Source organism: Nesterenkonia sp. E16_10 (assembly GCF_017347085.1).
GTDB lineage: Bacteria > Actinomycetota > Actinomycetes > Actinomycetales > Micrococcaceae > Nesterenkonia.
This window is the reverse complement of sequence record NZ_JADPSA010000022.1, coordinates 319,381-329,759: the sequence shown is the minus strand read 5'-3', so window position 1 is coordinate 329,759 and position 10,379 is coordinate 319,381. Positions and strand designations below refer to the sequence as shown.

Annotated in this window: 9 protein-coding genes; 1 reads left to right on the top strand and 8 read right to left on the bottom strand. The window is 60.2% G+C overall.

What is annotated here, in order from left to right; all coding sequences use genetic code 11:
* Positions 1-271 precede the first annotated feature (271 nt).
* The 8 genes from I2487_RS07820 to I2487_RS07785 all read right to left on the bottom strand — a co-directional run bounded on the left by I2487_RS07820 (position 272) and on the right by I2487_RS07785 (position 8,827).
* Positions 272-448 (bottom strand): hypothetical protein, encoded by a 177-nt coding sequence (locus tag I2487_RS07820; protein WP_207173027.1) that lies wholly within the window; start codon positions 446-448, stop codon positions 272-274.
* A gap of 150 nt (positions 449-598) precedes the next feature.
* Positions 599-1,603: a sugar phosphate isomerase/epimerase family protein gene (locus I2487_RS07815; RefSeq protein WP_207171189.1), complete on the bottom strand. Its 1,005-nt coding sequence runs from the start codon at positions 1,601-1,603 to the stop codon at positions 599-601.
* A gap of 5 nt (positions 1,604-1,608) precedes the next feature.
* Complete coding sequence (locus I2487_RS07810; protein WP_207171498.1) at positions 1,609-2,859, bottom strand: Gfo/Idh/MocA family protein; 1,251 nt, start codon at positions 2,857-2,859, stop codon at positions 1,609-1,611.
* Between the two features lie 193 nt (positions 2,860-3,052).
* Positions 3,053-4,024 carry an ABC transporter permease gene (locus I2487_RS07805; protein WP_207171190.1) on the bottom strand — a complete coding sequence of 324 codons (972 nt, stop codon included), beginning with the start codon at positions 4,022-4,024 and terminating at the stop codon, positions 3,053-3,055.
* The gene (locus tag I2487_RS07800; protein WP_255546027.1) at positions 4,021-5,538 is read right to left on the bottom strand and encodes a sugar ABC transporter ATP-binding protein; all 1,518 of its coding nucleotides are present in this window, start codon (positions 5,536-5,538) and stop codon (positions 4,021-4,023) included. The genes I2487_RS07805 and I2487_RS07800 overlap by 4 nt, the downstream gene beginning before the upstream one ends.
* On the bottom strand, positions 5,535-6,719 hold the full coding sequence (locus tag I2487_RS07795; protein ID WP_207171191.1) for a levoglucosan dehydrogenase: 1,185 nt from the start codon (positions 6,717-6,719) through the stop codon (positions 5,535-5,537). Before I2487_RS07795 ends, I2487_RS07800 begins: the two co-directional genes overlap by 4 nt.
* 79 nt (positions 6,720-6,798) lie before the next feature.
* The gene (locus I2487_RS07790) at positions 6,799-7,962 is read right to left on the bottom strand and encodes a substrate-binding domain-containing protein (protein ID WP_207171192.1); all 1,164 of its coding nucleotides are present in this window, start codon (positions 7,960-7,962) and stop codon (positions 6,799-6,801) included.
* Positions 7,963-7,993: 31 nt separating this feature from the next.
* A complete protein-coding gene (locus tag I2487_RS07785; RefSeq protein WP_207171193.1) occupies positions 7,994-8,827 on the bottom strand; it encodes a sugar phosphate isomerase/epimerase family protein in 834 nt (277 codons plus the stop codon).
* Positions 8,828-8,959: 132 nt separating this feature from the next.
* On the opposite strand from I2487_RS07785, the gene I2487_RS07780 reads away from it, so the two are divergent.
* Entirely contained in the window at positions 8,960-10,168 is a 1,209-nt protein-coding gene (locus I2487_RS07780) for an ROK family protein (RefSeq protein WP_207171194.1), read from the top strand.
* Positions 10,169-10,379 lie beyond the last annotated feature (211 nt).

Below are 10,379 nucleotides of genomic sequence, written 5' to 3'. Positions count from 1 at the left end.
CCCGACTGCTCCTCCGGCGGATACTGAGTCCCCGACTGCTCCTCCGGCGGATACTGAGTCGGAGTCGCCTTCGCCGACCACGACTCCAACGCCAACCGAGTCTGAATCGCCCTCGCCGACCACGACTCCAACGCCGCCCGAGTCTGAATCACCCTCCCCGACCACGACTCCAACGCCGAACGAATCAGACTCACCCTCGGCAACGCCCACCGAGTCTCCCGGCGGGCCAGATTCCGTCACAGATTCTGATTCCCCCACGGGACCTGACGCCTCAGACGAGGATTCCACCGAGTCTGCGGCCCCGACCGGAGCAGATGCCGACGATGCCGAATCGGCCGCCGGCCGCTCGGATCTCCCCGCCACCGGACCGAGCGGACTGACCGGCGTGCTGGTCGGGCTCAGTGCGCTCCTGCTCCTGGGCGGTGCTGCGCTGCTGATCATCAGGCACCAGCGCTCTGAATCCAGCGAGTAGGCGGTCCCCGGACCTGAACCAGGCCCAGAACGCGAGCGGGCCCGATCCTGAAACCTGACGGATGCAAGGCGCCAGGTGTCAGGATCGGGCCCCGCTGCGTGTCCTGCTCCACGCCTCAGGCCAGTTTCAGGACGGGGAGGAGAACGCCGCATCGAAGGCGGCGTCCGAGGGTTCAAACGCATTGGCCCGAACAAACTCCAGGGCCTGGGGCGCCCCGATCAGCCGGTCCATGCCGGCGTCCTCCCACTCCACCGAGAGCGGACCGGTATAACCGATCGCGTTGAGCATCCGGAAGGCATCCTCCCAGGGCACGTCCCCGCGGCCGGTGGAGATGAAGTCCCAGCCGCGCCGCGGATCAGCCCAGGCCAGATGCGAGGACAGTCGGCCGTTGCGCCCATTGAGCCGCTTCTTCGTATCCTTGCAGTGCACGTGATAGATCCGGTCCTGGTAGTCCCAGAGGAACGCCACCGAATCCAGGTCCTGCCAGACCATATGGGAGGGATCCCAGTTCAGGCCGAACGCCTGCCGGTGCCCGATGGCCTCCAGCGCCCGCTGGGTCGTCCAGTAGTCATAGGCGATCTCCGAAGGGTGGACCTCGTGGGCGAACCGGACCCCCACCTCATCGAAGACGTCGAGGATCGGGTTCCATCGGTCGGCGAAATCCCGGTAGCCCGCCTCGACCAGCTCCTCGGAGACCGGAGGGAACATCGCCACGTACTTCCAGATGGCGGACCCGGTGAACCCGGTCACCGTCTTGACCCCCAGCCGGGCCGCGGCCCGCGCGGTGAACTTCATCTCCTCGGCCGCCCGCTGACGCACCCCCTCGGGATCCCCGTCGCCCCAGATGTGATCGGGCAGGATGTCGCGATGCCGCGCGTCGATCGGGTCGTCGCAGACAGCCTGGCCGCGAAGGTGATTGGCGATGGTGAAGACCTGCAGCCCGTTCTTCTCCAAGATGTCCAAGCGATTCTTCACATAGGCATCGTCCTCGGCCGCTCGTCGCGGGTCGAGATGATCCCCCCAGCAGGCGATCTCCAGGCCGTCATAGCCCCATTCCCCCGCAAGCCGGGCGACCTCCTCGAAGGGCAGGTCCGCCCATTGCCCGGTGAACAGCGTGACTGGTCGTGCCATGGTCTTCATCTCCGTTCCTGATCGTGGATCTCGGTCCATTGATGCGCGGCGCCGCTGGAGCGCTCGATCGCCTCCAGCACCCGCTGCACGTGGAGGCCGTCCTCGAACGAGGGCCGCGGATCCTCCCCGGCGGCGATCCCGCGCACCAGATCCACCACCTGGTGGGTGAATCCATGCTCGTAGCCCAGCCCGTGGCCGGGTGGCCACCAGGCCTCGAGATAGGGGTGCTCCGGTTCCGTGGCGAGGATCCGGGTGAACCCGGCGGTCCTCGCTGGCTGGGTCGCATCGTAGTAGTGCAGGACATTCATGTCCTCGAAGTCGAAGCTGACCGCGCCCCGAGATCCGGAAACCTCGATCCGCAGCGCGTTCTTGCGACCCCAGGCGAACCGAGATGCTTCCAGGATCACCGGGGCCCCCGAGCTGAGCCGGGCGGTGACCAGGGCGGCATCGTCCACTGTGACCGGGCCCCGCCCGACGGTTCCGGAGGCCTCCGCCGGGCTGCCCAACCCACCGCCGAGTTCACCCTCGCTGCCGCCGATCCCACCTGCGGCGACACCCACTGCAGCAGCCAACGGGCGTTCCGCGACGATGGTGTCGAGCATCCCGGAGACCCCGGCGAAGCGCTCACCGGTGAGGAAACAGGTCAGGTCCACGATATGGGCCCCGATGTCTCCCAACGCCCCTGAGCCGGCGCGGGTCTTGTCCAACCGCCAGGACAGCGGGGCGGACTCATCACCGAGCCAGTCCTGCAGGTACTGGGCCCGCACCTGGCGCACTTCGCCGATCCGGCCTTCAGCGATCAGCTCCCTGGCCAGCTTCAGCGCTGGCACTCGCCGGTAGGTGAAGCCGACCATGGCGTGGATACCGTGGGCTCTTGCTCGATGGGCGGCGTCGTTCATCCGCTGCGCCTCGGGCACCGAGTTGGCCATCGGCTTCTCCACCAGCACGTGCTTGCCCGCCGCCAGCGCCGCTTCGGCGATCTCCGCGTGGGTATCACCCGGGGTGCAGATGTCGATCAGATCCACATCCTTGCGCTCGAGCACCCGACGCCAGTCGGTGGCGGATTCGACCCAGCCCAGCCGCTGAGCGGCCTGTTTGCTCCGTTGCGCGTCGCGACCGACCAGGACACGCATCCGCGGTTCCATCGGAAGGTCGAAGTACCGTGCGGCGGACCGCCAGGCCTGCGAGTGGACCCGGCCCATGAAGGCGTGTCCGATCATGGCCACGCCCAGACGTGGCTTCTCTCCTTCAGCCATCATGGTGTGCTCAGGATTAGCTCGGACGAGTCCATGACTTGGCGGGGTTGGAGTTCCCCGGCTACCGAACGCCTGTGTCGGGAGGCGCGCCCGGCAATAGCCTGGACACGCCCTCCCAAGACTCGATCGCCATGGGTATGGAACTGCCTCATGTATCCAATGCCGGTGGTCCCACTACCTAGAGTGTTCATCCTCACTTCTTTCTGGACAGTGCTACTGCCGCAATAATGATGGCACCGCGGACCACTTGCTGCTGGGAGCTCTCGAGACCGGCCAGGATCAGACCGTTGTTGATGAGCCCCATAAAGAGTGATCCGAAGAGGGTTCCGATTATTGCGCCACGACCCCCGAAGAGACTCGTTCCTCCAAGAATGACGGCGGCAATCACAGTCAGTTCATCTCCCTGACCCCATTGGAAGCGCCCCGACTGAAGCCGCCCGGCGTACAACATTCCGGCCAGGCCCGCCGCGATGCCGGAGATGAGGAGAACGGAGAAGGTAGTCCTCGCTGTTCGGATACCGGTGTACTCGGCTGCCGTTCTGTTTCCGCCAGTGGCCTGGACTTGTCGTCCATACCGAGTCCGATTCATCACGATCCAGCCGATCCCGACCGCCATGCAGGTCCATATGAAAAGCCCGGGTATCGGCCCAAAGTCGCCGCCACCGAAGAGCAGCACGTAAGTCTGGTTGGTGATCGGTTGCGGTGCGGAGTTCGTTATCCACTGTGCCAACCCTGCTGCTAGTCCGAGCATGCCCAGTGTCACGAGAAAGGATGGGATTCTCAGCACGGCGACTAGGCCGCCGTTGATAGCACCGATGATCGCACCGGCCAGTAGACCCGCGAGAATGCCGGGAATGAGACCGTAGTTCATTATTGTCATGGCGGTGACTACGGAAGATAGTCCGGCCACAGAACCGACGCTGAGGTCGATTTGAGCGTTGGCGATCACGAAGGTCATCGCCACTGCCATCACTGAAATGGTGGCAGTCTGACGGATGATATTGAGGGTGTTTCCCACGCTGAGGAAACCGTTGTCGCCTAGCGTGACAGCGAACAGAATGAAGACGATGATGAACGCGATATAGATGATGTTGCTCCGCCAGTCGAGGCGGGAAAGAAACTTGTGGAGAGCGGATGATTCCCTCTCTGCGCTCTGGGTACTCATGCTGCTTCTCCTTGGATAATGAGCTGGAGCTGCTCTTCGCCCTCGATCTCGGACCGCTCGAGGGTTCGGAAGGTCTGACCGTCCCGCAGGATGACAACTCTGTCCGAAACCGCCAGCAGTTCGGGCAGCTCGGAAGATATAAATATGACGGCGTTGCCTTCGCCGGCATATGTTCGGACCATCTCTAGAATCTCCGTCTTGGTCCCGATGTCGACTCCGGAGGTCGGTTCGTCCATGACGAGAACCCGCGGCTTTGTGTTCATCCACTTGGCGATGACAACCTTCTGCTGGTTCCCGCCGGAGAGCTGACTGATCGGTGCGTCGACGTCGCTGACTTTGATTTCGTAGTCGTGCACTAGCTGGTCTGTCATTCGGCGAGTCTTTCGCGGGCTGAGGAGCGGGCCGCTCATGAGTTCGTGCATCATCGGCAGCGTCAGATTATCTGTCACCGAATGCTGCAGCACTAATCCTTGTTCTCTCCGGTCTTCAGGTATCAACGCAACCCCCTCTTTATGAGCCTGGCTAGGATTGCTGAAACCCACCTCGCGGCCGGAGATGCGTACCGTTCCGCTAGTGCTTCGGTCGATTCCCCCGAGTACACGGGCTAGTTCGGTTCGCCCGCTTCCCATAAGGCCCGCTAACCCCACGATCTCGCCAGCGCGGGTTTCTAGGCTCACGTCACTGAGGCCACTCCCACTGGAGAGGTGGTCCACCTGCAATAGAATGGGCGCATCGTAGTCGCGTTCCCGATCTTGGTAGACGAGCTGACTTCCTAGACCACGTCCGATGATGGCTTCGATAATTTGTGCGGAATCCACTTCCGACACCTTCTCAACCATTGCGACCCGTCCATCTCGCAATACCGTGATGCGGTCCGCTACTCGGCGGATTTCATCCATTCGATGGGAGATGTACACGATTGCGATACCCTGAGCAGTCAAGGTTTCGATTAAAGCAAATAGGTGATCGACCTCGTGCTTGGCCAGGCTGGCAGTGGGTTCGTCCATCACTAGAACCTTGGCGTTCTTGGCCAGCGCTTTGGCGATCTCGACTAATTGCCAGTACCCGGTTCCCAGGTTCCTGACCTCAGCACTCGGGTCCACGCTGACGCCCATGCGTTGAAAGATCCGTTCAGCTTCCTTCTCAGCAAGACGATCACTGACAAACCCGAACTTTCCGCGGAGCTCCCGATTCAGGAAGATATTCTGCGCCACGGTCATTGACGGCACCAGGCTAAATTCTTGAAACACCATGCCGATTCCGTAATTCTCGGCATCTTGGGTATCCCGGATCATCGCCAACTCCCCGCCGACCTCTATCTCACCGTCGGTGATTTGGTGGACACCTTGGAGTACCTTCATCAGGGTGGATTTACCGGCGCCGTTCTCTCCTGCTAGCGCATGTACCTCGCCATGACGAATCTCGAAATTTACTGACTTGAGTACCTCTACCGGACCGAATTTCTTGACGATGCTGCGCATCCGCACGGCAGGAGGAGTCATAATGTCACTCATGTGAGATTCTGACGTTCGTAGAGAGGAACGTTCTGCCACTGGCCGCTCGCGCCCGAGGCAAGAATCGCCTCATCCACGAGAGCAGTCTGGTATCCATCCGAGAAGTCAGGACGGATCGGTGCTTCACCTGTGATGGCCCTCATCAGCTCGTAAGCTTCGATAATTTTTGTCTCCCCGTACCCGATACCAAGGGCTGGGATGGGCCAAAGGGCCTCGCCGTAAGGCGTGTTGGGACCTGTATAGACAGTCCGAAACCCCCGGCGGTCAGCTGGTTCGTTCTTGAAGGCAACCTGTAGCTCGTCGCGCTTCTCGTAGTTGAAATACAAGGATCCTTCGGTGCCGTGAATTTCAAAAGTAATGAAGTTGTTTCGACCCCAGGCGTTCCGGGTTGCTTCCATGGAACCGACAGCTCCGTCTCTGAAGCGAAGTAAAGTCATAGCCTCGTCATCGACGTCCACGGCGCCACGCGGACCCCTTCCCGCTTCGCCAGCGCCCAAGGCGTCGAACCCGGACGTCTGAAGAGGTCGATCTTTGATGAAGTTCGAGACAACGGAGGTAACTTCTTCAATCTCCCCCACCAAGTACCGCGCCAGGTCCACCACGTGGGATCCGATGTCTCCAACCGCACCGGACCCGGCGATCTTCTTTTGAAAGCGCCAGCTTAGAGGGGAGTCTGGATCAGCGCTCCAGTCCTGGAGGTAGGTTCCGCGAAAGTTGAGAATCTCTCCGATAGCACCTTCATCGATGTATCGCTTGGCGAGTGCGACGGCGGGAGTGCGTCGGTAGTTGAAGGCTACCGCATTGACCACCCCTGCCTTCTCGACCGCTTCCAACATCTCTCTGGCCTCTTTGGCCGTCGGTGCGAGAGGTTTCTCGCAGATCACATGCTTGCCCGCTTCAGCCGCGGCGATGGCGATCTCAGCGTGCATGTTGTTCGGAGTGGCAATGTCGATCAGGTCGATCTCCGGATCGTTTATGGCCGCTTCCCAGTTGGTGGTGTGACTCTCCCAGGCGTAGCGCTCCGCTGCTGTGTGCGCCAGCTCGTCGGTCACGTCTACGATGAGTTTTTTAACCGGGCGCGCGGGTGCAGGCCAGAAGAACATCGGCATGGTTGCGTAGGCCATGGAGTGGGCCTTGCCCATGAACCCTCCACCGATTAGGGCAATATTGATATCTCGCATGAAGCGTCTCCAGAATCTTGTCAGTTGCACCACAACTGGGACTCCAATTGCGGTTGCGTGTGTGTCTCGAGTTAGACGATCAGTCCGCGTAGGCGTCTTCGACTGAAGCCGGGGGAGTTTCGTTGTATACCTGCTCCCAGGCTTCGAGGACATTGTCGTGGTCGACCGGGAGTGCACTCACGGCAACATAGGGCGGGACTTCTTCACCCAGCAGGCTCAGTGCACCGAGCCGTGCCTCAGCCACACCTTGATCGAAGGGAAGCTGCGCCCCCAGCCCGACCACCATCTCGTCACTGGCTAGTGCGATCGCGACATTGGTCCCAAGGTCCTGGGTGGCGATCTTAATATCGGTACGGCCCGTCTCCCGAGCAGCCGCCATGACGCCTTCGGCAGGGACGTCCCAGACTGCCCATATGCCCGCGAGGTCTGCGTTCTGGGTGAGCATTGCATTGGCGACAGCCTGAGCGTCACCGGCGAAGTCTGGTCCCGCAATGCCCTGTTCCTGAACCACTTCGATGTCCGGGAATTCATTTTCAAGGGTCGTCATAAAACCGTCATAGCGTTGCTGGGTTACGAAGAAGTCGGCTTCGTGGTAGATGACACCGATTTCACCTGAACCTCCGAGCTCCCGGGCCAGCAAGTACGCCGAGGTGACACCGTTGCCGTAGTTGTCTGAGGACACCACAGAAGCGTACTCATCACCGGCGGTGAATCCCTCAGGAACGTTGTCCATGAAAACCAGGGTGACGCCCTGCTCAGCAGCCTGGCGATATGCACCTGCGGTGGCAACTTCATCTGTTGGGATTGAAACGATGATGTCCGGTTCCTGTTGTAGGACCGTTTCGATGTCTGAGACCTGAGTCGAGGGGCTGAAGTCGGCGTCAGTCGTAGCAATCACGTCGATGCCGAGCCGTTCGAACTCCGCGGTGAGGCCCGCGATCTGGGCATTGCCCCAATCGTTGCCTCCGTAGTGCATGACGATGGCAGCAGTTAGTCCCATGTCCGCAACTTCCGCCTCCTGATCTGACGTCAGCTCCACTTCGGAGGCAGGAGAGGCCTCCTCACCGTTTGGGCCTTCGCTGAGGACCTCTCCAGTAATTTCCTCCAGCGCAGCATCGATCTCCGCGACCAGGTCGGAATCGAGTTCGACATCTTCGCGCTCGTTGGCGGGGGAGCATGCTGATGTGCCGAGGATGCCCACAACTGCGGTCAGCCCGAGGATTTTCTTCGTGTGTTCTAGCATGACTGTCTCTTTTCTGGTTGGAGAGATGGCCCTAATTAGGTGTCGCCATGAGAAGACTCTTATTCAGATAGTCGAGGTTCCGTCGAGCTGCAGCATTTGGGTCTCCTGAGTACCCGTCGAGTTCTACGGTGATCCAGTCTGAGTAATTCGCGTCGACTACGGCCTGGAGGACGGTCGCCAGATCGAGGTCTCCCTCTCCCAGGGGTTGGAACTCTTTGGTCTCGAAGTCAATGTCTTTCAGGTGCACGTAGGTCAGTCGGTCTTGGTATCGCTGGATCATTTCGCTGGGGTTACTTCCTCCCCCGGCCAGGTGTGCAATATCGGCGCAGAGACCGATCTTGGATTCGCTGAACAGCGCATCGATGTGCTCTGTGCTCTCGGCGAGGCTGCCCAGATGGGGATGATAGCTCGGGATCAAGCCGGCAACGCTGGCCTCCTCAGCCGACTTGTCGAGGAGGTCGGCCATCACGCGGTAGTCCTCATCCCTACGCCCTTGAGCGCGAATCGCGCCGCCACCGAATACGTAATGCCTGGCGCCTAGCTCAGCAGCCAGCGCTATGGAGCGCCGGAAACGGTGGGATTCGTCCTCGTGGGCATCCGGATAGATGAAGTGACCTCCGGAATACACCGCTACTAGTTCGAGTCCAGTGTTGCTCAAGGATGTATGCAACTGGGCAGGCTTGCCTGCGTAAGACATGAGATTCCCGTCAAAGACTTCTATTCCTTCGAAGCCGGCCTCGGCCACACGCTCCAACGTTGGTTCGAGCTCACCGGGAGTGAGGTAGAAGCCTGATGACATATCGGTCACGGCGCCGGGGGTCCCTACAACCCCGCCCCAAGCGTTTGCTACATAGGCGAATCTCATGTTGTTCCTCCACGATGCGGTAAGTGATTCCAGTCACAGACTACTGTTGGTGAAACTTAGCACTTCCGTCGGATGATCGTCAAAAGCGTGTCGGTCCTCGACATTTGTGCTGAGTTTGGATAAAAAACTGACATGTCCCCAGAAAGTCGTGCACTTACGTCTCGATCTCGCTCGATCCCCGTGCACTACGGGCCAGGAGAGCTCTTCCAGATGTTGCGTGACGGACGGGCTCGTACTCGCGCTGAACTTATGCGGGAAACTGGATTGGCGAGAACTTCAGTCTCCGAACGCCTCAATTCCCTCTTGGAAGCTCGGCTTCTCGTTCCGACCAGCGACGGTGCGTCGTCGGGAGGGCGCCCTCCCTCCCGTGTTGCCTTCAACGCGGCTTCGCGGGTAGTTATAGGGGTGGATCTGGGGGCAACACACGGTGCAGTTGGTCTGACCGATCTCAATGGGGAAATTCTGGCTCATCGACGAAAGGCTCTGGAGATATCCCGTGGCCCGGAACCCGTTTTGACATGGGTGTTAGATACCGCGAACAGTCTTCTAGACGAGCACGGCCGAAGTAACGAGGAAGTGTTGGGAATTGGCGTTGGTGTACCTGGGCCGGTGCAACATTCGACCGGGATGCCTATAAGGCCGCCCATCATGCCGGGGTGGGACGGTTTCGACATTCCGAAGTTCATGACACAGGAATTCTCGCAACCGGTTTTGGTTGACAACGATGTCAACATACTGGCACTGGGGGAAAAAGCCGCTGTATGGCCCTCCGTGGACGATCTATTGTTCATCAAAGTGGCCACGGGCATCGGAGCCGGGGTGATTGCAGGGGGGGTCTTGCAACGTGGGGCTCAGGGCTCCGCCGGAGACATCGGCCACGTTCAGGTCCCTCATGGTGTGGGGGAAATAGATCTAGAAACCATGGCAAGTGGACCAGCTATTGGTGCCATGCTGTCTCCAGACGGGGTGACACCACTGACCACGCAGCAAGTTATCGACCGCATTCGAATCGGCGATGCTGAGGCGATTGAGGCCGCGCGAGCGGCCGGGCGTTCTATAGGCGAAATTGTGTCCATCTGCGTCAGTGTCCTTAACCCAACGACTGTGGTTATTGGGGGCGTGATGGGTATTTCGGTGGAGGAGCTCATTGCTGGCATACGGGAAGTCGTTTACAGACGTGCGATTCCATTGGCAACCCAGCATCTTAATATCGTTCCCGCTAGGGGTGGGCAAGACGCGGGAATCCGCGGAGCGGCGCTGATGGTGGGAGAAGACCGGTTGTCCGCTTCGGCCATTGACGAGCTCGTATCTGGGGCAGCCCAACCACGCTCCGACCTGTGAAGCGTTCGGGATTCGTTCCGAGTCTCACGAAAAGGAACTGGAACACGCATCAGGCGCGTCAGCTTGACCTCGTAGGCCACCGTCACCGAACCAGGCAGGTTGTTGAGCGAGATGGGCGTTTGTCTCATGCTGGGTGTAGTGGAGGCTCCATAATGCCGCTTCGGCGGGTGCCGGAGCGGTGTGTTGATGGTAATAATGCTCTTCGAACTCC

Excerpts from the sequence above, each read along its gene's own strand:
- I2487_RS07805 (WP_207171190.1), bottom strand. The coding sequence starts at position 4,024 with ATGAGTACCCAGAGCGCAGAGAGGGAATCATCCGCTCTCCACAAGTTT.
- I2487_RS07785 (WP_207171193.1), bottom strand. The coding sequence starts at position 8,827 with ATGAGATTCGCCTATGTAGCAAACGCTTGGGGCGGGGTTGTAGGGACC.
- I2487_RS07815 (WP_207171189.1), bottom strand. The coding sequence starts at position 1,603 with ATGGCACGACCAGTCACGCTGTTCACCGGGCAATGGGCGGACCTGCCC.
- I2487_RS07800 (WP_255546027.1), bottom strand. The coding sequence starts at position 5,538 with ATGAGTGACATTATGACTCCTCCTGCCGTGCGGATGCGCAGCATCGTC.
- I2487_RS07780 (WP_207171194.1), top strand. The coding sequence starts at position 8,960 with ATGTCCCCAGAAAGTCGTGCACTTACGTCTCGATCTCGCTCGATCCCC.
- I2487_RS07790 (WP_207171192.1), bottom strand. The coding sequence starts at position 7,962 with ATGCTAGAACACACGAAGAAAATCCTCGGGCTGACCGCAGTTGTGGGC.
- I2487_RS07810 (WP_207171498.1), bottom strand. The coding sequence starts at position 2,859 with ATGGCTGAAGGAGAGAAGCCACGTCTGGGCGTGGCCATGATCGGACAC.
- I2487_RS07795 (WP_207171191.1), bottom strand. The coding sequence starts at position 6,719 with ATGCGAGATATCAATATTGCCCTAATCGGTGGAGGGTTCATGGGCAAG.